General features: G+C 49.5%; 20 protein-coding genes and 3 tRNA genes. 11 read left to right on the top strand and 12 right to left on the bottom strand.

What is annotated here, in order from left to right:
- Positions 1 to 5 precede the first annotated feature (5 nt).
- From ruvC to RDU59_09715, 3 genes are all read right to left on the bottom strand, one after another.
- Positions 6 to 479 carry a crossover junction endodeoxyribonuclease RuvC gene (ruvC, locus tag RDU59_09725; protein MDQ7838749.1) on the bottom strand — a complete coding sequence of 158 codons (474 nt, stop codon included), beginning with the start codon at positions 477 to 479 and terminating at the stop codon, positions 6 to 8.
- A 64-nt stretch (positions 480 to 543) separates the two neighbouring features.
- A complete protein-coding gene (locus RDU59_09720) occupies positions 544 to 1,293 on the bottom strand; it encodes a YebC/PmpR family DNA-binding transcriptional regulator (protein ID MDQ7838748.1) in 750 nt (249 codons plus the stop codon).
- Positions 1,294 to 1,406: 113 nt separating this feature from the next.
- A complete protein-coding gene (locus RDU59_09715; GenBank protein ID MDQ7838747.1) occupies positions 1,407 to 1,997 on the bottom strand; it encodes an RlmE family RNA methyltransferase in 591 nt (196 codons plus the stop codon).
- 113 nt (positions 1,998 to 2,110) lie between these two features.
- On the opposite strand from RDU59_09715, the gene RDU59_09710 reads away from it, so the two are divergent.
- Entirely contained in the window at positions 2,111 to 2,389 is a 279-nt protein-coding gene (locus RDU59_09710) for an Lrp/AsnC ligand binding domain-containing protein (GenBank protein MDQ7838746.1), read from the top strand.
- 163 nt (positions 2,390 to 2,552) lie between these two features.
- Positions 2,553 to 2,891, top strand: a complete 339-nt coding sequence (locus tag RDU59_09705) for a hypothetical protein (protein MDQ7838745.1) — start codon at positions 2,553 to 2,555, stop codon at positions 2,889 to 2,891.
- Between the two features lie 157 nt (positions 2,892 to 3,048).
- Here the strand turns inward: RDU59_09705 and RDU59_09700 are convergent, their stop codons facing one another.
- Positions 3,049 to 3,312 carry a hypothetical protein gene (locus RDU59_09700; GenBank protein ID MDQ7838744.1) on the bottom strand — a complete coding sequence of 88 codons (264 nt, stop codon included), beginning with the start codon at positions 3,310 to 3,312 and terminating at the stop codon, positions 3,049 to 3,051.
- A 366-nt stretch (positions 3,313 to 3,678) separates the two neighbouring features.
- On the opposite strand from RDU59_09700, the gene RDU59_09695 reads away from it, so the two are divergent.
- The 8 genes from RDU59_09695 (at position 3,679) to RDU59_09660 (ending at position 9,707) form a co-directional block, all read left to right on the top strand.
- A tRNA-Sec gene (locus RDU59_09695) sits at positions 3,679 to 3,776 on the top strand.
- Positions 3,777 to 3,939: 163 nt separating this feature from the next.
- Entirely contained in the window at positions 3,940 to 4,074 is a 135-nt protein-coding gene (gene rpmH, locus RDU59_09690) for a 50S ribosomal protein L34 (protein ID MDQ7838743.1), read from the top strand.
- Positions 4,075 to 4,460: 386 nt separating this feature from the next.
- Entirely contained in the window at positions 4,461 to 4,679 is a 219-nt protein-coding gene (gene yidD / locus RDU59_09685; protein ID MDQ7838742.1) for a membrane protein insertion efficiency factor YidD, read from the top strand.
- A gap of 29 nt (positions 4,680 to 4,708) precedes the next feature.
- Positions 4,709 to 6,343 carry a membrane protein insertase YidC gene (gene yidC, locus RDU59_09680; GenBank protein MDQ7838741.1) on the top strand — a complete coding sequence of 545 codons (1,635 nt, stop codon included), beginning with the start codon at positions 4,709 to 4,711 and terminating at the stop codon, positions 6,341 to 6,343.
- Between the two features lie 15 nt (positions 6,344 to 6,358).
- Positions 6,359 to 7,030: an RNA-binding cell elongation regulator Jag/EloR gene (gene jag / locus RDU59_09675; protein MDQ7838740.1), complete on the top strand. Its 672-nt coding sequence runs from the start codon at positions 6,359 to 6,361 to the stop codon at positions 7,028 to 7,030.
- Between the two features lie 151 nt (positions 7,031 to 7,181).
- Positions 7,182 to 8,567, top strand: coding sequence for a tRNA uridine-5-carboxymethylaminomethyl(34) synthesis GTPase MnmE (gene mnmE, locus RDU59_09670; GenBank protein ID MDQ7838739.1), 1,386 nt, complete (start codon positions 7,182 to 7,184; stop codon positions 8,565 to 8,567).
- Positions 8,568 to 8,649: 82 nt separating this feature from the next.
- On the top strand, positions 8,650 to 9,312 hold the full coding sequence (gene rsmG, locus RDU59_09665; protein MDQ7838738.1) for a 16S rRNA (guanine(527)-N(7))-methyltransferase RsmG: 663 nt from the start codon (positions 8,650 to 8,652) through the stop codon (positions 9,310 to 9,312).
- Positions 9,313 to 9,631: 319 nt separating this feature from the next.
- Positions 9,632 to 9,707, top strand: a tRNA-Ala gene (locus RDU59_09660).
- A gap of 145 nt (positions 9,708 to 9,852) precedes the next feature.
- Here the strand turns inward: RDU59_09660 and RDU59_09655 are convergent.
- The 5 genes from RDU59_09655 to RDU59_09635 form a co-directional block, all read right to left on the bottom strand.
- Positions 9,853 to 9,929 (bottom strand) — tRNA-Arg (locus tag RDU59_09655).
- Between the two features lie 68 nt (positions 9,930 to 9,997).
- Positions 9,998 to 10,471 carry a Mut7-C RNAse domain-containing protein gene (locus RDU59_09650; GenBank protein MDQ7838737.1) on the bottom strand — a complete coding sequence of 158 codons (474 nt, stop codon included), beginning with the start codon at positions 10,469 to 10,471 and terminating at the stop codon, positions 9,998 to 10,000.
- Position 10,472: 1 nt separating this feature from the next.
- Positions 10,473 to 11,267 carry a hypothetical protein gene (locus tag RDU59_09645; GenBank protein ID MDQ7838736.1) on the bottom strand — a complete coding sequence of 265 codons (795 nt, stop codon included), beginning with the start codon at positions 11,265 to 11,267 and terminating at the stop codon, positions 10,473 to 10,475.
- Between the two features lie 309 nt (positions 11,268 to 11,576).
- Positions 11,577 to 13,286 (bottom strand): tetratricopeptide repeat protein, encoded by a 1,710-nt coding sequence (locus RDU59_09640; protein ID MDQ7838735.1) that lies wholly within the window; start codon positions 13,284 to 13,286, stop codon positions 11,577 to 11,579.
- Positions 13,287 to 13,341: 55 nt separating this feature from the next.
- Positions 13,342 to 14,280: an RNA polymerase factor sigma-32 gene (locus RDU59_09635; protein ID MDQ7838734.1), complete on the bottom strand. Its 939-nt coding sequence runs from the start codon at positions 14,278 to 14,280 to the stop codon at positions 13,342 to 13,344.
- Positions 14,281 to 14,521: 241 nt separating this feature from the next.
- Between RDU59_09635 and purM the strand changes: the two genes are divergently transcribed.
- A complete protein-coding gene (purM, locus tag RDU59_09630) occupies positions 14,522 to 15,568 on the top strand; it encodes a phosphoribosylformylglycinamidine cyclo-ligase (GenBank protein MDQ7838733.1) in 1,047 nt (348 codons plus the stop codon).
- Between the two features lie 250 nt (positions 15,569 to 15,818).
- On the opposite strand, the gene RDU59_09625 is transcribed toward purM, so the two are convergent.
- The 3 genes from RDU59_09625 to RDU59_09615 all read right to left on the bottom strand — a co-directional run bounded on the left by RDU59_09625 (position 15,819) and on the right by RDU59_09615 (position 20,673).
- Complete coding sequence (locus tag RDU59_09625; protein MDQ7838732.1) at positions 15,819 to 15,998, bottom strand: hypothetical protein; 180 nt, start codon at positions 15,996 to 15,998, stop codon at positions 15,819 to 15,821.
- Positions 15,999 to 16,300: 302 nt separating this feature from the next.
- Positions 16,301 to 18,052, bottom strand: a complete 1,752-nt coding sequence (locus tag RDU59_09620) for a putative sulfate exporter family transporter (protein ID MDQ7838731.1) — start codon at positions 18,050 to 18,052, stop codon at positions 16,301 to 16,303.
- Between the two features lie 974 nt (positions 18,053 to 19,026).
- Positions 19,027 to 20,673, bottom strand: coding sequence for a response regulator (locus RDU59_09615; GenBank protein ID MDQ7838730.1), 1,647 nt, complete (start codon positions 20,671 to 20,673; stop codon positions 19,027 to 19,029).
- Position 20,674 lies beyond the last annotated feature (1 nt).

The following is a 20,674-nucleotide window of genomic DNA, read 5'->3' as shown; positions in this document are numbered from 1 at the left end:
CGGTTTTAACCTGATATAGTAGTGTGAATATGGCAGATAGCCACGGCCAGGGCATCGGCGGTATCCGGAGACGGCATCTCTTTTAGACTTACAAGGGCCTGCACCATCTTTTGCACCTGCTCTTTACTGGCCTGCCCATAGCCTACGACGGCCAGTTTCACTGCACGGGGTGAATATTCGTAAATTTTCAGACCGGCCTCGGCCGAGGCCAGCATGGTTACACCTCTTGCATGGCTTAATTTTATAGCCGACTTAGGGTTTTTGGCCAAAAAAACATCCTCTATAGCCACCTCGTCCGGCTCAAAATCGTTGATGACTGTCTGAAGGGATCGATAGATACCCTTCAGGCGCACCGCAAAGGATTCCCGGGCCGACGGACGAATCGCACCGCTATGGACATGGATCAGGCCGTTATTTCCCTTCTCCAGTATAGCAAATCCGGTTACTATTGAACCGGGATCAATGCCCAGGACTCTCATCATAATAATTATGTTCGAATCGTTAACCGTTCGAACGTTCGAACGATCCTAATTCTGACAGGAATCAGCCGATAGCCTCCAGGATAGCGTCAGGTATATCAAAATTGGCATACGCATGCTGGACATCATCATAGTCTTCCAGGGCCTCCATTAATCGCAATACCTGCTGGGCCTGCTTTTCGTCTTCTATCTGCACCGTGGTCTTGGGAAGCATAGTGATTTCGGCTGCCAGATAAGAAACCTTTTGGTCATTCAGGGCCTTTTTTACGGTCTCGAAATCAGACGCCGGGGTTACTACCTCATATTCTTCCTCTTGCTCGCGTACATCCTCGGCGCCGGCCTCTAAGGCGATGTCCATCAGCTTCTCCTCGTTTACGGCCTTCTTATCTACGGTGATGAGGCCTTTCTTATCAAACAGCCAGGCCACACAGCCGTTTTCTCCCATGTTGCCGCCGTTTTTGCTAAATATGTACCTTATATCCGAAACCGTCCGGTTTTTATTATCCGTCACGCTTTCCACCAGGACAGCCACACCGCCCGTCCCGTAACCCTCGTAGATCACCTCTTCGTAGGATTGCCCTTCCAGTTCGCCGGTTCCTTTTTTAATCGCCCTTTCGATATTATCCTTAGGCATATTTTCGGTCCTGGCGTCGGCTACAGCCGCCCTCAATCTTGGGTTCATGTTGATATCTCCGCCGCCCAAGCGGGCTGCCACAATGATTTCCTTGGCCAGCTTTGTAAAGATCTTGCCACGTTTGGCGTCAGTAGCGCCTTTCTTACGTTTGATAGTACTCCACTTGGAATGGCCGGACATAACTGCTTGATTCCTCCTGCTATATTACTTTATCCGTTGTTTGTTGACCTTTGCCGCTGATCCGCCGGAGGCGGAACGACGGACCACTGACGGGTAGAGGCGGCATCCGTCCTCTACGGCCTTTTGTTCAAGGCCAGTATAAAGACCTCTTTGCTTTCCGGTCGCGAGCCCTTAGGTTTGAAAAACCTTACCTGGGCGAATGCCTGCTCGACTTCTTTTTTGAACACCGGCAAGTCTTCACCCTGAAAGACCTTGACGAATAATGTCCCCCCGGTCCTGAGCAATTTTCCGGCTATTAAAAATGCCGCACGGGCCAACTCAATAGACTTTGTGTGATCCACGATCTTTACGCCCGATGTCTGCGGAGCCATATCACTCAAGACTACATCAAAGTTATCCCGGATTTTTTTTATTTCTTCCGGGTCCAGGGCCAGGACATCCGCCTGCAAAGATTGCGCGTTAGGGCCGGGCAGTGATTTTAATTCCTGTTGGTCAATACCCAGTACGAAACCCTGCGGCCCTACCGCCTCGGCGCAATACTGTAACCAGGATCCCGGGAAACAGCCGAGATCCAAGACTACACCGCGCCTGTGCAGGAATTTATATTTTTCATTTGCCTCTTTTAATTTATAGACGGACCGTGCGGCATAATGCTCTCTTTTTGCCTTGTAAAAATAATAATCCTTGACTTTGCGACGCAACATGTCTTGAAATTATATTATTTACTGCTATTTGACAAGGGATTTTGTGCGTTGATTTATCGTGTCGTCTGTAGTATAGATTTGAAATAACTGAAAAATATTACGAGGAGGAAGCCATGTCTATAAAAGCGTATGTACTTATCAACACGGCCATAGGCAAGACCGCCGAGGTGGCGAAGACCGTTTCCAGGATAAAAGGGGTTAAAAGGCTGGATGTCATAATGGGGCCGTATGATATTATTATTGAGGTTGAGGCCAGGGATCACGATGAACTCTCGGACGTGGTTCTTACCAAGATACAGACCATAAAGGCCATACGGCACACTATGACCTGCCCGGTGGTAAAGATGCAGGAAGAGAAAAAGGCCGGGAAGGGAAAGTCTGTCAAGGCATAGTTTTTAGATACGTCAAAACCAAATGGCTAACCGTTACATATCCAGGACAGCCGGAACGGCTGTCTTCCCCCATAATTGCTCGTTTGTCACTGGTAGCCTGCCAAAGACGGATCGTCCCGGCGCGTTATTCAGGGGACGAACTGCCGGATATTTCTGCTCCATCATGGTTTGTCTCATTTTGATTTTTGGGGTTACCACCGGAGCCTTTGCCCTTACGACAGAGGAAATCATAAAACTAAAAAAGGCCGGGGTAAGTGACGAGACCATCCAGCTTCTCATTAAGACCGAGTACGAGGAGCGGGAAAGGCATAGGAGATATGACCCGGGGCGTATGGTAGGTTCTAAGGAGATTACCTTACCCGATGGGCGAAAACAGATCATCTATTACAGTGTTACAGACCCTGTAGAGGCGGAAAGACAGCGTAAAGAAGAAGAGGAGAAGTTAGAGAAGTCCTGGGATGTCCTGAAACATTTGATTATTGACCAGAGAACGAATAACTAGTTTTCATCCGGAAACTACCGTTTCCGGCTTCAAGCTCTCAGCGATCAGCTTTCAGCCGTCAGCAAAAACCTAAAACAAACAACATATTAAGCTGAATGCTGATAGCTGAGAGCTGATTGCTCCATCCGAAATTTTGGGTTTTTCGGATGGAAACTAACTAAATACAACACCGCCGTCTGGCCTCGGCATTGTCCAGCCGCAGCCAATGCCCCCTTGACTTATACCACCAGGTCTGTCCATCAAACTTGGCAGCTAATGTGCCGTGGAACCGCATCATTTTTCTGACCTGTTCCGTGGAATAAGGATTACAGTAAGTTCCGCTGGTCTCCCCGTCGGGACGGGCAGCCGCAAAAACCAGCCACGCAGTCAGGCCTATTATCGGCAGAAGAATCCACTTTTGTATAGATGACTTCCATTCCATAAGGCGACTTCTACCCGGATAAGGGCGTAAGTGTCAAGGTTTTTTTGTATATCTCATTGATAACAAAGGAGAAAAATAGCTATTTTTCTGTTCCCTCTGCGGCCTTGCGACTTCCGGCTTTTCTTGGGTGAACCTTTATCTCTTCGCTTCACGGCTTGCGCAGTGACCCTTTCGGGGTTCGCAGGCGGGGACTACTTGCCCCTTCCAGCCTCTAAAGGGCTGGCTTTCCCCTTCCTGCTTGCCCCGGTGGGTGCCCCACTGCTTCAGCAAGTTTCGCTCAGAGAAAGAGGTCTCCTAAAAACTCAGGGAACTCTGGGCCGGTTTAAAACTTGACAACGTATTTTAAGGTTTATATATACTCAAGCTGGAAGTGGATAGCTCTCTGGTGAGGCTCCCGGACTTCAAATCCGGTGCGGGGGGTTAGTAGCCTCTCGGGTGGGTTCGATTCCCATGCACTTCCGCCAATATAACACCTGAATAAGGGCCGCCTTTTTATCTCTCGCGCCTTTGAGTGCCGGATTTTTCTCCGCTACTTGACAGGTATGCAAATATATGTTTAAGTAATCAACTTTTAATAAGGCATTAAATTGTCTTTTATTCCAATTAGATAGATATGGAGATGGACTCATGAAGAGAACATTTCAACCCAGTAACATTAGACGCAAGAGGACGCATGGGTTCTTAAGTAAGATGAGAACACGAGCCGGGAGAGCTGTAATCAACAGGAGAAGGGCTAAGGGGCGAAAGCGCCTTACGGTATAGCGGCCCTAAAGGTTAACTGAGAAAATCATTAGTGGCGTATCAGAAGATATGGGAGGGTATGCGCTCAAGAAGGTTGACAGGGTACGCAGAAGACAAGATTATGTCGCTGCATACAAGTCAGGTAAGCGTATTGCAACACAACACTTTATCATCATTGTCCGGTCCAATGACCTCGGAATACCTCGCATGGGTATAGCTATTAGCCGTAAAATAAAAGGCGCGGTAAGGCGCAACAGGATGAAGCGGTTGATAAGAGAGTTTTTTCGCCTGCATAAATCCTGTTTTCCGCCTTCAAATGACTATATTTTTTCGGTCAGAAGCCTGCCATCGAGGCCTGCATATCCGGATATTGAGCATGAGCTGAAGAAATCGCCTTTGCTTCGAACATGTTGAAGAAATTATGTATCGCAATAATCAGGCTGTATCAGTGCCTTATTTCTCCTGTCTTAAAACCCTCCTGCCGGTTTATACCGACCTGTTCTCAGTATGCCATTGAAGCTATAGAACATTATGGGCCGGCAAGGGGGATTCTCATGGCCGGCATGCGGATTCTAAGGTGTCATCCCTTCCATAGGGGCGGATACGACCCTGTTAGAGAAAAATAGGCGACCTTATTCACCGGAGAAGATAATACATGGACCGCAAAACTGTTTTTGCCGTAGTCTTGTCTATACTTACTTTAGTAATATACCAATATTTTTTTGCCGAACAGCCTGAAACACAGAAAACGCCTACGGCAAAATCAGAGGTGCAGTCCACGCCTGCCCAAAGCCAGTCGGCTGTTCAGCCCGTTCCTGTACCGCTAAAACCCTCGGAAAGCGCGGCCGGCGATATTTCCTCGGCCAAAGATATTGTTGTTTCCACAAATTTTTATGAGGCTACCTTTACCGAATTCGGCGGACGTCTCAAGAGTTTTAAGCTGAAGAAATACCGGGAGAGTTTGGACGAAAAATCCCCCCTTAAGGAGCTGATTAAGGTAGAGCAGCCCGTTTACCTTCCTCTGGGGATGAGTTTCCCCGGCGGACTCCTTCCGCAGGTGCAGGATGCCGTATTTAAGGCCGACTGCTATGCCATAGACCTTGATCCGAAAAAAAATCAGGCTGCCCTTTCACTGGCTTATGTTTCTCCGGAGGGCTGGCAATTTATAAGAAAATATATTTTTTATAACGATACATATAAGATAGACCTCGAGATGATGGTTTTTAACCCGACTACCCAGCCGGTGCGCGAAGACGTGTCTTTGGACCTCATTAACCGCCCCTATGACAAAGACAATGGCTATACCTTTAATGGCCCGGCCGCTTATGTTAATGATACCCTGGAAGAGATAGCGGCTAAAAAATTGAAAGAAGACAGGGTACTTAACGGTAAGGTGTCCTGGGTGGCTTATGAGGATAGATACTTTATATCCGCTATTGTCCCGCGGGTCGTGGAATCAGGTCATGTGAGGATGTCGAAAATAAAGGGGGATGTTACTCTCACCTCTTTTATTTATCCTTCGGTGGTTATCCCGGCCCAGAAGCAAACCACTCTGAATTACCAGCTATATCTTGGTCCCAAAGACCTCTCTTCCCTCAAGCCGTTGGGCCTGAAATTGGAAAAATCCGTGGATTTTGGCTGGTTTGACATCATTGCCAAGCCCCTGTTGCTTACATTAAATATTTTTGACCGCTTTATCCATAATTACGGGGTTGCTATTATTCTGGTAACAGTCTTAATCAAAATCCTTTTTTGGCCTCTTACGCATAAGAGTTACCATTCCATGAAGGAGATGCAAAAGCTACAACCTAAGATGGCCAAAATCCGCGAGAAGTACAAGGATGACAAACAGAAAATGAACGAAGAGCTCATGGGGCTTTACAAAACCTACAAGATCAACCCCCTGGGGGGATGCCTGCCCATGTTTCTCCAGATCCCGGTCTTTTTCGCCCTTTATAAGGTGCTGTTGAACGCCATAGAATTACGCCATGCCCCGTTTGCGTTGTGGATAAATGATCTCTCGGCGCCGGATCGGCTGCCGGTAGGTTTTGATATACCGTATGTGGGCGGATTGCCGATTTTAACCATTTTTATGGGGGCATCCATGTTTATTCAGCAGAAGATGACCCCTACCACCGGCGATCCTGTCCAGGCCAAGATAATGTTACTCCTGCCGGTCATCTTTACTTTTTTGTTTGTCAATTTCCCTGCCGGCCTGGTCTTATACTGGCTGGTTAACAACATTCTATCCATTGGTCAGCAGTATTATATCAACAAGAAGGCTGCATGATAAGTGGGGGGTCGCATGTCAGAAAGTATATTTGAAGGAAAAACAGTAGAAGAAGCTATAGAGTTGGCCTGTCAGGAGTTGGGTCTCCCCCGGGAACATTTAAAGATCGAGGTTATTTCTACCGGGTCGAGCGGCGTGTTTGGTCTGGGTTTGAAAAAGGCAAAGGTTCGGGTCAGCGTCCCGGCTCCGGAAGCGCAGCCTGAAGAACCCGGAATAGAGAAGGCTGATCCGGAGCAGATATTACAGGAATTGATTGCTTTGCTTGATTTTGACCTGGCCGTAGAAAGCAGCGTTGAGAATGGCTTCGAAGTCCTTAACCTCCGGGGTAAGGATGCGGGTCTCCTTATTGGCAAACAGGGGCAGACCATTGATGCGCTGCAATATCTCTTAAACAAGATGCTCAGTAAGGTAGCCGGAGAAAAAATCCAGGTGGTTTTGGACTGTGAGGGTTACCGGGAGAGGCGAAAGGCTTATCTTACCGAGATGGCCATGCGCCTTAAAGAGAGAGCCCAGAAGACGGGAAAATCATTCTATACAGACCTGCTTAGTGCTGCGGACAGGCGCGCCATACATATCGCCCTGCAAAATGATCCGGTCGTTAAGACCAAAAGTATCGGGGATGGACTGTTGAAAAAGGTTGCCGTTTTCGCGCGGGAGCGGGGAAAAGCAAAAGGTATGTCCCGTTAGATCCTCTAAGTCCGACAGGCTCCTAGGGCGGATAAATTCCGGCGGGAATCCAGGGGTAAACTCTAACGGGAATTTAGGATATAGATTCCTGCTCCCTGGCTGGGGTCAGGGACAAGCTTCGCAGGGATGACTTATTCTGCCTACCGCATATATGTATCGTCACGGGGATACCATAGCGGCTATAGCCACGCCGGTAGGCGCAGGTGGTATCGGGATAATCAAAATCAGCGGCCCCCGGGCCGAAGACATAGTTCGTAATATCTTTCGGCCCCGTAACCCCATCGATCACTTCCAGAGTCATCACCTCTATTTCGGACACATCGTTGATCCGGCAAACGGAGAGGTCATAGACGAAGTCCTCCTCTCCGTGATGCGCCGTCCGCATACCTACACGCGTGAAGACGTGGCCGAGATAAACTGCCACAGCGGCTATATCATTTTGCAGAGAATACTGTCTGTGGTTCTGGCCTGTGGCGCCCGCCTGGCTGATACGGGTGAATTCACCAAACGGGCCTTCCTGAACGGGCGGATTGACCTTACGCAGGCCGAGGCGGTTATGGAGAGTATCGCGGCGCGAACGAGCCGTGGCCTCAAGCTGGCTACCGGCCAGCTTATGGGCGGACTTACGGAGCGGGTGAATACTATAAAAAACGGCCTGTTGGATGCGCTGGCTGTCCTGGAAGTGGCCATAGACTTTCCGGAGGAGGATGTGGAGATCGTGGAGGCCGAAAAACTGGCCCACCGGCTGGAAGGCGAGGTGGTCAAACCCATTCGGGCCCTCCTGGCCTCTTACGAACAGGGAAGGGTTTACCGGGAAGGAGTCACGGTGGCCATAATGGGCAGACCCAATGTCGGCAAATCCAGTCTTCTGAACGCCTTACTGGAGGAGGAAAGGGCCATTGTTACGGCCATACCCGGGACAACTCGGGATATTATCGAAGAGCTTTTAAACGTGCAGGGGATACCGGTTAAGATTATCGATACCGCCGGCCTCCGGGAGGCACGCGATGAGATAGAGGGAATCGGCATAAAGCTGACCCGAAAGCGGATAGCCGGGGCCGATCTGCTCCTTTTCGTGATAGACGGCAGCGCTGATTTGAGCCCGGAGGATTACGAGATTTATAAGGACATCCAGGGCCGGGTCTTCATAGTCGTAGTCAATAAGATGGACTTGGGCATTAAGCTGGATACAGAGAGGCTGCGCGAATTTTTTGGCCCCAGAGACCTGGTAGTGATTTCCGCCCTCCGGGGGACGAATCTGGGAAAACTCAAAGAGGCTGTTTTTTCGGCTGTGGTCGGAGGCGCAGCGGATATGCCAGATACCGCCATTATTCCCAATGCCCGGCAGTATGCGGCCCTGGCCCAGGCCCTGCCTTTTCTTGGCCAGGCCCGGGAGAACCTTCTTAAGGGGATCACGCCGGATATAGTAGCTATCGACATTCAGGAGGCCCTCGATCGCCTGGGTGAGATCACTGGGCAGTCCACACCGGAAGACGTCCTGGACCGTATCTTCAGCCAGTTCTGCATCGGCAAATAATATTCTTTGGGGACAGTGTCATTACGAGTCCACCGGGATAGGGCGATTTCCCTTTTATCAAAGGGGTCAGGGGGATTCTCAGGTGAAGGGATCGGCATCAGAGCTTTTACTACAGGCAGCCGCTGAGATCAATATATTCCTTTCTGACTCCCAGGTAGAGAAATTTCTGTTCTATCTTGCGGAGTTAAAGGAATGGAATAAAAAAATAAATCTGACCGCCCTGAAGACCGACCGAGAAATTATCTCTAAACATTTTATAGATTCACTGACGCCGCTTCCCCTTATCCCGCCGCACAGCCATGTCCTGGATATAGGCTCAGGGGCCGGGTTCCCGGGTATCCCGCTGAAGATAGCCAATCCGGGATTTTCTATAACCCTGGTCGAGGCCAGAGAGAAGAAGGTCTTTTTTGTAAGACATATAATCCGCGCCCTCGGCCTTCGGGGAATCCGGGCCGAGCGTCTGCATCTGGATGCGGCTATGGCCCAAGAGCTGCAATGGCGCGAAAAATTTGACGTGGTCATCTCGCGGGCGGCTTTTGACTTAAAAATCTTCCTCGATTTGTCCCGATTTGTTCTCAAAGAGAAGGGTTATGCCATTGCCATGAAAGGGCCGCGGGTGCAGGAGGAGATTGACGCCGTGGCCCGGGATGCCCGGCTCCAGGTCTTTCATCTGGTCAATAACCTGGGAATTACCCTGCCGGTTACGCACGAAAAACGGCGGCTTGTCGTTTATCGCAGGAATTGACACTATGCCACAGTAATAGGTGGCCTTTGGAATCGTGTGGACTTTCCCCACATCTTTATGGAAACCATCATTTCTGAGCGTAACTTGCCGGTAATCAGGGGCCCCAAATCCACCGTCTAATTTAGCTATCGAGATTAAAATCAGCAGGTTATGGATTATTCCTGATCACCAGCAAGATATTAGATGCAAGGCGCCGAGGAGCGATCGAAGGCAACGCCGCAGATGATGCCTTGCTGGTGGATCAGGGGGGCAATCGTTCCTTGACAGATACCGGCAAAGATATTAAAGATACAGGCAGATTAAGGTGTTTAATGCCAGAGGGGATGTAGCTCAGCTGGGAGAGCGCCACGTTCGCAACGTGGAGGTCGTGGGTTCGATCCCCATCATCTCCACCAGGAAGATCAAGGGGCTATCTGATACAGTCAGATAGCCCCTTTCGGTTTTAGTAACGTATTAGTAACCACCTGCAAAAAACAGGTAACCAATAGGTGACCAAAAACAAAAAGGCTATCCGCCGAGGAGGATAGCCTTTAATTTTACTGGTGCCCCCGGCGCGACTCGAACGCACGACACCCAGATTAGGAATCTGGTGCTCTATCCACCTGAGCTACGGGGGCGCAAAAGATGGTACAATTTCTCGTGTTCTCTAACACGGAGAAGGCTTACTGTCAAGTGACCGGGCCGTTTAGGGCGCAGGAAGTGATTTTGCGGACTGAAGCTTTATAAGCCCTATTCTCTCCTTCATCCGGTTTAGATGGCTGCCCGGCCAGTAAACCTTCCCACAAAGGGGACACCGGGCGAATGAAGAAGCCGTCCGGCGTACGTATTCCGGCACCAGGGTATCTACCGCTTCATTGGAGACATTTGTAAGCGGCACGTTACACAAAATACAGCGGCTAAACCACATCTCCTCTTTAAAGTCGATATGGCCTGTCCTGTAGAGCTGTCCGAGCTGCGCATCCACATGGTCTGAGGAGATAAATACCTCGCCGGGAACGTTATGTAGCAGTCTTCTGTCGCGGGTTAAAAAGATGCGCCCTTGCGCTACTTGCTCCCTTATTTCAGGCAAAACAGGATACTCCAGATAAATGGTATCAAAACCCAGGATGCGCAGCCACCTGGCAAGCTTGCCCAACATTTTGTCGGCCAGGAACCGCATATTAATTGAAGGTTTTATGCTGGAATCCTGGCGGGCAGGGGAGGGAAAATACCATAGAAGGCGCATTGGATAAAAGATTTACCTTTTTGTAGGCCATGGATAGGCGCAGTCCGGATAACGGCAGAGAAAAACAGACCGCTCCCGGATAAGAGAAATCCCCATTTTTTACCACGCCATCGCTTTCTGCAGTTAGAAGCTCATTGTCCCGGATATCCTTTAATACCAGTCGCCTAACCACGCCTTCCGATGGTTCAAGCCAGACCTCCTCCCTTAATCCTGATCGTTCATTCGATAGTTCCATTACCACCAGAGACGGATTAAGCTTATGAGGATAAATGGAAATCAGCCGCCGGTCTTTAAAATCAAAGCCTCCCAGGAACCAGTGATATATATCCTGTATTTGTACGCCGCCTGGGATAAGAGAGGCCACAGCCGGTGACGACAGATTCCCGTCGTAATATCTCATGGCCAGGACAGAAATAAGGGCAAAATGTTCTCCATCCGTGGCAAAAGATAAGACCGGTTGGCTGAAAAGACCGAGACAGTCCAGACGCAGTGAAGACGGCCCCTGTCCTACAATCAGGGCTTGGCCTCTGTAATCTACGCCTGAATACGCAAGGGTTATATCAGCCTCGGCCTCAAAGCCGCTCATTGCCCCATTGCGCCGGTCAAGGCAGGCCCTTATCTCCTTTTCAAGGGCGCTTGTCTTATCGCCGGGCTGTTCAATAGCTTTCGGCGCTACTGCACAGGAGGCCGTTGTCAACAAAATCAGCAAGAGAAAAATCAGTTTTTTCACCTGGGAATACCTCTTATCTGTCATTCCGTGCCTGACACGGAATCCAGGGGTTTAGTTTCTGGATTCCTGCTCCCTGATCGGGGTCAGGGACAAGCTTCGCAGGAATGACACACGGGGCAGGAATGACTTTTTCACCTGAAAATCCCCCTGTATCCCCCTTTTCCAAAGGGGGACTTTTAACACCCCCCTTTAGCAAAGGGGGGCCTGGGGGGATTATTTTCATTGTCCTTTGTGTCGCTATGCGACATGTGTATTTTATTGTTCTTTGTGCCGACCTGTCGGCGTTTCATTGCGTACTATTTTTTGTTTTTATTTGTCGTTCAGGCTATCTTTCCCCAGTATAGACATGACTTCCTCTATCTTGGCGGAAACCTTGTCCTTGTCTTCCTTTTTGGTATAGGCAGACTCTGCTTTAAGATAACTTTCCAGCGCTTTGGGGAAAAGTCCTTTCTTGTAATAGACATCCCCCAGGTGTTCGGATATTACAGGATCTCCTCCCACCGATTCGTTCGCCTTTTCCAGTTCCTTAATAGCTTCGTCATAACGTCCTTTTTTGTAATATACCCAACCCAGGCTATCTGTAATATAGGCATCGTCAGGCCTTATCTGGAGGGCCTCTTTGATCATTTTTTCCGCTTCGTCCAGCTTAACTCCTAAGTCCGCATAGGTATAACCCAGATAGTTCAAGGCATAGGCATGCCGGGGATTAGCAACGAGAACCTCCTCCATCTTCGCTATGCTCTTTTCCTTCTCACCACGCTTATCAAAAACCACTCCTAACTGAAACTGGAGCTCTATGTCTTCAGGGAACTTTTTGATGCCCTCCCGCAAAACGGACTCTGCCTGGTCCAGCCGGTCGGTATCCTCATAAGCATAAGCCAGGGCGATATAAAGCCCGGACTTTATTGATTTGGAAGATATGGCTTCCTGTAAGATCGCTATAGCTTCATCCGGCCTCTTCTGCCGACGCAGGATATTGGCCAGTTGTATGCGTGCCTCAACGTAGGCCTCTGATCCATCCGGGATTTTCTTATATTCTTCAATGGACCGGTCAAGCTCCCCTTTCTCGGCATACGCCGCGGCCAGGTAATAACGCGCCCTGTCATCATCGGGTTTGGCCGAAAGCGCCTTCTCCAGTTCCTTAATAGCTTCGTCATACTTGCCTTCCGCCAGATAGACCATGCCGATACGCGCCAACACCCTGGTATCATCGGGAGAGACCTTCTTGGCCTCTTCGAATTGTTTAAGGGCGTCAGAAAATCGGCCTTCGCTGAGATAATAACCCCCTAACCGGATTAACACCTCAGTATTATGGGGATGAAAGGAAACGATCCGTTCATACATGGAAATTACTTTATCCTGTTTCCTCTCGGCCTCATAAAGGGCCGCCAGGTCGAAAAGCGCCGGCTCAAAATATGGATTAATATCCAGGGCCTTTAAGTAATATCTCTCCGCCTCCGTCCAGAGCCTTGTCTCAGAGTAAACCCGCCCCAGATAATAATAGGCCATTAATGCCTCATCGTTTTTTTCTATCAGACGTTTTAAGGTCTTAACCGCCATCTCGTATTCTTTGTTTTTCGCATAAAGCATTCCCAAAAGTAGATAGGACTCCTGATCTTCGGGGTTTGACTTTATTATCTGCTCATACTCATTAATAGCCTCCCCGAACTGTTCAAGGCTTGTATAAATACGGCCCAACAGCAGGTGAACAGATACCGAATCATCAAGTTGCGCAGACTTTCTCGCCCAGTAAAGGGCGTCCCGGAAATGTTCTTGTTGGGCCAGGGCAGAGGCCAGTTCAAACATCAACTGAGCGGACTGCGGGTCATAATCCAGGGCCTTTTTATATTGGTCAACAGCACCTTTCAGGTTACCGGCCTTCCACTCCATCTGGGCCTGCAAATAATAATAGTAGGCTTTTCCCTGTCCTTCATCTGCTCCTGAATACGCCACAGAAGCGCTTAGGCACAGGAAGGTAAGTGTTAAAATCAAAAGGTAACCAACTCTACAATACGGCATTAAGTTATACCTCCAATAAACCCATAACCATGAACTATGAGCCATTATATAGAACCTACTCTCCGGTAATTGCCACATAATCTTCGATATTCGGCAGTTCCTTCTTCAAATAGTCCTTGAGGCGTTTCATCAGGCCGGCCTCAATCTGGCGTGCCCGTTCTCTGGTTACACCAAACCTGTCGCCGATTTCCCGGAGAGTAAGAGGAATTTCTGCCAGCATGCGCATTTCAAATATCTCTTTCTCCCGCCCTTTCAGCGTATCTCCAAATTCCCTTAGCTTACGTTGCAGTTTCTCTGAAAGCTCTGAGTGTGCTATTTTATCTTCAACCGCCGGCCCTTCCGCCCTTATAGTGCTGCCGTACGTACTACCCGTATCGTCTTTTTGGGCCGGGGCATCAAGCGAAACCCCCCATCCTCCCATCCGTTCCGCCATCTCTATTACGTCCTGTTCTTTAACCTGGAGCCTTTCTGAAATAAGTTTGGGGACCGGCTCATATCCCAACGCATCCAGCCGATCCCTTTCCTTCTTAAGATTATAGAAAAGCTTTCGTTGTGCCTGGGTGGTTCCGATCTTTATCAGGCTCCAATTGTCCATGATAAATTTCAAGATATACGCCTTAATCCAGTAAGAGGCATAATAGGAAAACTTAACCCCCTTAAAGGGGTCGAATTTCCGCACCGCCCGCATAAGCCCGATATTCCCTTCCTGGATAATATCCAAAAAATTCTGCATCCAGTACTTCTGGAAATCAAGCGCTATCTTCACAACCAGACGAAGATTGGAAGTCACCAGCCCGTAAGCGGCCTCCATATCTTTATCTTTAAAATAGCGCAAGGCCAGGTCTTGCGCTTCTTCCCTGGTGAGGAGGGGATAACGGTTGATCTCCATTAAATATTGACGCAGCGGGTCATGGGAGACGAGCGAGTTTGTTTTCTTTTCAGACGCATTGGTATCTTCTTCAGAACGGTGGCTACTATTTATGGAGTCTGTCAATATACTGCCTTTAACCGGAATTTTAAATGGAGGGCGGGCGCACTGTCTGGCTAAAATTAAAGCTATTTTAACATAATATTGATATTCGTCAACAGCGTTAAACTTTGCCGAGATAGACGAAAAAAGGACTTCCTAACCCTTATTGTGGCTATTGACTTTTAGGCCTCTGTGCACTATAAGAAAGACCTTCTTGTGCATCCCTTGATACTAAAATATATCCGGAAGGATTTCTAATTTTGCCATGAGTAAATCATCTCGTTATACCGAAGCCGGTGTTGATATTACACGGGCCGACCGTTTCATAAGCAAGATCAAGCCCCTGGTGGCCTCTACTTTCAAAAGCGCGGTCATATCCGAACTCGGCGGGTTTGCCGGCCTGTTCTCCTTAAGCGCCATCAGATATCAAAAACCAGTGCTTGTCTCTTCAACAGACGGTGTGGGGACGAAGCTAAAGATAGCCGCCCTTCTTAATAAACACGACACCATCGGCATAGATCTGGTCGCCATGTGCGTAAACGATATAATTGTTCATGGCGCCCAACCCCTCTTTTTTCTTGATTATCTATCTACCGGTAAGTTGCTGCCTGATGTAGCGGTCGACATAGTCAAGGGCATTGTCAAGGGGTGTAAGGAGGCCGGGTGCTCTCTAATAGGCGGGGAAACAGCGGAAATGCCAGGAATGTACGCACCGGGTGACTATGATCTGGCCGGATTCGTGGTCGGCGTAGTCGAACAGGATAAGATTATATATGGCTCTGAGATATCTGTGGGCTGTAAATTGATCGGCCTTGCCTCCAGCGGCCTGCATAGCAACGGCTACTCTCTGGTGCGTAAACTCTTTTTTGAAGAGCTGAAGTGGGAGTTGGAACAGGAGATTCCTGAGTTAGGCCGGACGTTAGGCAAAGAGCTGTTAGAACCGACCCGGATTTACGCCAAAACTATACTCAATATCCTGAAACATCAAAAGATATCCGGTATTGCACATATCACCGGAGGTGGTTTCATAGATAACATCCCGCGCATCCTGCCACAAAGCTGTAAGGCCATCATCCATAAGGGATCGTGGGATATCCCCCCCATATTCAGCCTTATTCAGAAAGAAGGCCGTGTTACAGATGACGAGATGTATAGGGTGTTTAACAACGGTATTGGCCTGGTACTTATCGTTCCCTCAGAAGTCTCCCAGGACGTGCTTTTCCAGGCTCAGGCCAATAAAGAAAAGGCCTTTGTCATTGGCGAAATAGTGCCCCGGAAAAAAGGTGAGGTTTCCGTTCAGATTGTGGGCTAAGTGACCGTTCACCGTTGACCGTTAGCCGACAAGACGTTTTTCTCGGATCTTACGGACAGTGGTGGCCAAACGAAGGAAAGCACGATTGGATTTACGAAAATGCCGCTTTTCAGGTCCTTACGGACAACGGTGAACGGATACAAACATCTTAAGCTGAATGCTGATAGCTCCATCCAGAACTGTTTCGGTTCCGGATGAAAGGGCCGTCATCCCACTTTTCACAGTAGATCATCCCTAGTCCGACAGGCTCCTAGTGCCCGCTCGGAAAAAAGACCGAGCTGACCCAGTAAAGGACGAAAAGCAGGCCTACACCAAGGCCTATGCTCCACCCTATCAGTTGTTTCTCAACCCGAAGAAGCGGTTCGTACTCCATCTTCTTCAGTTCTTCTGCCAACTTCGGTTCTTCTGCTAACTTCTGTTCCTGCACCATACGATCTCCTTGCCCTTTGAACTCTTGTACTTTTTATGGGGCTATGCCCCGTAACCGTTGACCGTTAGCCGTTCACCGAAAAAGACGTTTTGTTCGGTTCTTACGGACAGTGGTGGCCAATAACCGTTTACTGCTTACCGTCCACCGAAAGAGATCCGCTGCGGCGGACTATTCACGGACAACCGTGGCCGAACAACGAAGAAGGGATTGCCATTTTCTGCCTGTCCGCAGAGAGGCTCACCGAAAAGGAGCACTTTTCATGTCCATACGGTCAACGGATAACGAATAACGGTGAACGGTTGCTATGCCCCTATCACCGGTGGTTTTACCCCGTGGAAGAAGAGCCATGAGATGAGCAAGGCCACCCAGATAATAAACCCGAACAGGCACAGTACGTACACCGCAGCCAGTTTGCCTATGCCTTCCTCCCACAGTTTCCGGAAATTGGATATGATACCGATGGTAAAAAAGGTGAATACAAAGAACATTACCCTGAATACGTTGCCTTCATCGGTTGCCGTCTTTGCTGCGGCCATGGTGGCCTTTGGTTCCCTGATCTGCTCATTCAACGCCTCTATCCTGGCCTTGGCGTCCTTGACTTGCGCATCCAGGGCCGCCAGTGCCATTGGATCGGCCGTGGTTGCCATGCGCTTTTCCGCGCCGGAGATCTCCTGTTTGAGCGGTTTGATCTGTCTTTCCACGGGGCCGATAAGCGCACCCGCCGGCAAACAGATTGTCAGCAGGAGGAAGAAGGTCACAACATATCCGATCACAAACTTCGGGAATCTCCTCCATATCTCCACCGCCTGAACCTTCTGCCCCTCTTTGCGGTCAATCTTGGTACACCAGACTATGGCCAACACGAATGCCCATATCCCGATGAAGACATCAATAAACATCTTCACTGTGGTTGCTGTCATGGTTATCCAGCCGTCCTGATAGTTGATGCCCGCCATGGCAATGGCCTTCGCCCTTATCAGCGCGTCCGCAATCGCGCCGCTTGCCACAGCCCCTCCATCAGTCTTGACCGCGAGGGCCATCCATGCCCCTGCCACCAGCGGCTCCGTCCACAGAAAGGTCTGTGCCAGGAAGGGCAGGATAATCATCTCCACCACGGCAAAGACAACTACAAGGGACGAAACCATAATCGGCACCACCGGCCGCGCCCTTATGGCCGCACCCGTAGCTATTGCTGCCGAGACGCCGCAAATAGATATGCCCGATGCCAGGGGAGCCGCCCATTCTCTGCTGAACTTGAAGTACTTCCGGGCAACAAAATACACCACCGCCCAGTAAATCAAATAGGCCTCCACGATCGCGCACAACCCGCGAAACATGACGTTTGTCGCCAGGCTGAGCGACTCGGCCGCCTTAAGACCCAGTCCGGCGCCCATAATGACGATCGCGGTCTTTATGTACAGTTCAGGGCGAGACGCCTCCTTCAACGTCTCAGATAGTTTTGGGAAAAAGTTGCCTACGACCAGTCCGGCAAGGAGGGCAATGATGAACCCGGCTTCCCCCGTTAGACTCATTGACCATGGGATGCCGTAATCTTTCAACTCGTTTGTTGTCGCCGCTATGTATGCATAGTGTCCGAGAAACCAGCATACATAACTTATCCAGAACACGACGGAAAAACCCACGATAAACTTGACTACGTCCGTGCCCAGCAGTCTGGCCCCTACCCCCATTATGATGAGCATGGCAAGATAGGTTAAGAACAGAGAAACCATGCCGGACAGCCCCTTCTTCTTGTACTCTCCTCCGACCTTGAGGCCCGCTGTGTCCTCTGTTACGGTGACGGTCTCCTCTTTGCCGTCCGCCTTCTTGAGAGTGAGCTTTTGGCCGTCAATCTTGGTAATCACTCCGGCCACCGAAGCATAATTCTTGGACACGGGCGATATGGCTTTGGATGAGTCCATCCATACCTTGGTCTTTGTCCCCCATCCAAGGATGTCGAGGCCTCCAAAAGCACCCAGAGAAAGGACAAAAATAAAGAGGCCGAGCCACAGGGCCAGCCAGTCTTCACTAATACCCCGCTTATTCTCCTCCATAAGACATACCCCCTTTTGTATGGCTTGATCTAACCGATTAGGCCCTTGCAAAAGGCCTTGTTCTGTCATTCCCGCGGTGATTCTCAGCGGGAATCTGGTTCTAACCGGCTGAAAACCGTATCCCCGATAGATACACTCGGGGATGACTGAGAGTTTTGCAAGAGGCTACGATAATATGCAATCCTCCTGAGCCTCTTGCAAAACGTCCTCTTTTGCCCAATCTCTGCGTCAGGCTCAGATTCTAATCCTCAAAATACGTCCAGTATTCCTCCGGTTAAAATCTTCGCCTTCCTTGACCTTGGCCAAAATTGAACATTTTGCAAGAGGCTCGCCTGTAATGTGCAATCCTGTTGCCTCCGTACGCGTCCCGTTCACCTCCTTCATATTCTTTGGCTACCTGAGCAGGCCGTTTGGCCACACATGGGATAAACGGCCTTGAGTCTTCTAGGGCAGGGAAGCGGAAGTACCGCCGGTAACTGACTTTACCCAAACCGCGAAGATCTCGATCCACTCATTAACAGCATGTACTTGCGAGATTATCTGACATAAACACAAAAAGTCAAGTCTTTTCGTTCACCCGACTTCGCCGCCAACGTACTCCTTGACGCTGCGTCCCATGCCGATATGCTTAAGGTGAACACTTGCCCTTTCCAGCCTCTGAGACTGTGTCATAATCATCATTTGTCATTGCGAGCGACCGAATGGCGTAGCAATCTCTATGATTTCAACACGTTGTGAGATTGCTTCGGTCGTTTCACTCCCTCGCAATGACATTGCGACACAGTCTCTCTGAAGGGCGGGCTTTCCCCTTCCTGCTCACCCTCGATCCGCCTAAGGTCCGCCGCAGGCGGACTCCAGTAAATTTCGCTCAGGAACGTCGGATTCCATTAAAAATGGGGAAAGTCCAGCTTATGGGAGAATTTTTGTAGAATTACTGCTTAAACGTTTTATCCGTTTAGGGGAGAGCCGGGGAATTAATAGGTTGATCCGATGGCGCTTCTTACCACCCGGGCCATATTTTGTATCTTATAAGGTTTTTTTATAAAACCATTCGCCTTTTTATCCAACAGGGGTTCCAATACCCCGTCCTTGGCATAGCCGGTTGAGATAACTACCTTGATATCTGGATTTATCTGCCGCAAACGCTCAAAGGTCTCTTTCCCGCCCAGATTAGGCATGATCAGATCCAGGATAACCAGATCGATCTTATCCCGGTGTTTTTCATATAAGTCTATAGCCGCCAGACCGTCCTCGGCCACGAAAACATTGTACCCCAGTTGTTCCAATGCGTCTTTGCCCAGTTCACGGATTATGCTCTCGTCATCCACCAGGAGGATGGTTTCACCCTTTCCTTTAGGAACATCGGGGGCCTTCTCCTGCTCCTCTATCTTTTCTGCTTCAGAAGGGCTTTTAGAAATGGGTAAGAATACGCTGAATGCTGTTCCGGCCCCGGGTGTACTCTCAACTTCAATGTATCCGTTGAATTCATTAATTACACCATAGACCATAGCTAAGCCCAGGCCGGTGCCGCCGGATTCTCCTTTAGTGGTAAAAAAAGGGTCAAATATCCTCTGCCGGGTTTCGCCATCCATGCCCCCACCGGTATCAACAACAGAAAGCCGGACGTACTTCCCATCTGTCGGCTGATGGGGCAATTTCTTCTCCATGCCGTCAAAAGAATAAAAAGACACCTCGGTCTTAATGGTCAGTTTCCCGCCATTGGGCATAGCCTCGACGGCATTAACGCAGATATTCATAACAACCTGCTCCATCTTGGCTGAATCTATATCCACATAACAAGGCTTAGGTGACAGAATATGGCCGATCTTAATACTGCGATCCGTTGTTCGCCCTAGTATTTGTAATACCTCCAGGACAATCTCATTAAGGTCGGCTGTTTTGATCTCAAAACGGCCACGGCGGGCAAATGTCAGTATCATACTGGTAAGCTCTGCGGCCCGTACGGCCGAGCGTTCGATCTGCATAACATAGCGCGCGATAGGGCTGTCTGCAGGGAGCTTGGTCCTGATAAGAGAGGCAAACCCCAGGATGCCGGTTAAGATGTTATTAAAATCATGCGCAATTCCTCCAGCCAGGGTGCCCAAAGACTCCATTTTTTGGGCCTGCAAAAGCTGTCCCTGCGTCATTTTTAACTCTTCAATGGCCATGTCAAGTTCGGCATTCCTCTCCGCCAATTTGGCGCGGGAGACTTCCAGATCAGACATGATTTTTTTAAAAGGTGAGATGTCGCGAAAGGCATACAAATACCCCACGAGTTTGCCGGCTGAGTCCTTGATCAGGGAGGCGCTGACCAGGGCAGGGATGGTTTCGCCGGTAGCCGTAGTTATGGTGGTTTCAATATTAAAGATATTTTGATCGCTGTCCAGGGCGCGTTTGACAGCACATTCCGTCTCACAAAGCCCTGACTTTAAAACATCTTTGCAATACATCCCCTGGGCTTCATGGCCCCGGAACCCGGTTATCTTCTCTGCGGCCCTATTAAAATAGGTGATGCGCGCCTGCAGATCGGTTACAAGGACGGCATCCGGCAGAGAATGCAGAATAGCCGACGCACTAATATTCCCTGCCCAAGTCTCCGGGCTTCTATATCCTTCGGTCAAG

Source organism: Thermodesulfobacteriota bacterium (assembly GCA_031082315.1).
Lineage (GTDB): Bacteria > Desulfobacterota > QYQD01 > QYQD01 > QYQD01 > QYQD01.
This window is presented reverse-complemented; position numbering and strand designations above follow the sequence as displayed.

Coding starts and splice junctions, on each gene's coding strand:
- RDU59_09625 (MDQ7838732.1), bottom strand. CDS start 15,998: ATGGTGCAGGAACAGAAGTTAGCAGAAGAACCGAAGTTGGCAGAAGAA.
- yidC (MDQ7838741.1), top strand. CDS start 4,709: ATGGACCGCAAAACTGTTTTTGCCGTAGTCTTGTCTATACTTACTTTA.
- RDU59_09715 (MDQ7838747.1), bottom strand. CDS start 1,997: ATGTTGCGTCGCAAAGTCAAGGATTATTATTTTTACAAGGCAAAAAGA.
- RDU59_09705 (MDQ7838745.1), top strand. CDS start 2,553: ATGGTTTGTCTCATTTTGATTTTTGGGGTTACCACCGGAGCCTTTGCC.
- rpmH (MDQ7838743.1), top strand. CDS start 3,940: ATGAAGAGAACATTTCAACCCAGTAACATTAGACGCAAGAGGACGCAT.
- RDU59_09710 (MDQ7838746.1), top strand. CDS start 2,111: ATGTCTATAAAAGCGTATGTACTTATCAACACGGCCATAGGCAAGACC.
- RDU59_09620 (MDQ7838731.1), bottom strand. CDS start 18,052: ATGGAGGAGAATAAGCGGGGTATTAGTGAAGACTGGCTGGCCCTGTGG.
- RDU59_09700 (MDQ7838744.1), bottom strand. CDS start 3,312: ATGGAATGGAAGTCATCTATACAAAAGTGGATTCTTCTGCCGATAATA.
- mnmE (MDQ7838739.1), top strand. CDS start 7,182: ATGTATCGTCACGGGGATACCATAGCGGCTATAGCCACGCCGGTAGGC.
- ruvC (MDQ7838749.1), bottom strand. CDS start 479: ATGAGAGTCCTGGGCATTGATCCCGGTTCAATAGTAACCGGATTTGCT.
- jag (MDQ7838740.1), top strand. CDS start 6,359: ATGTCAGAAAGTATATTTGAAGGAAAAACAGTAGAAGAAGCTATAGAG.
- RDU59_09720 (MDQ7838748.1), bottom strand. CDS start 1,293: ATGTCCGGCCATTCCAAGTGGAGTACTATCAAACGTAAGAAAGGCGCT.
- RDU59_09640 (MDQ7838735.1), bottom strand. CDS start 13,286: ATGCCGTATTGTAGAGTTGGTTACCTTTTGATTTTAACACTTACCTTC.
- RDU59_09650 (MDQ7838737.1), bottom strand. CDS start 10,471: ATGCGGTTCCTGGCCGACAAAATGTTGGGCAAGCTTGCCAGGTGGCTG.
- yidD (MDQ7838742.1), top strand. CDS start 4,461: ATGTTGAAGAAATTATGTATCGCAATAATCAGGCTGTATCAGTGCCTT.
- purM (MDQ7838733.1), top strand. CDS start 14,522: ATGAGTAAATCATCTCGTTATACCGAAGCCGGTGTTGATATTACACGG.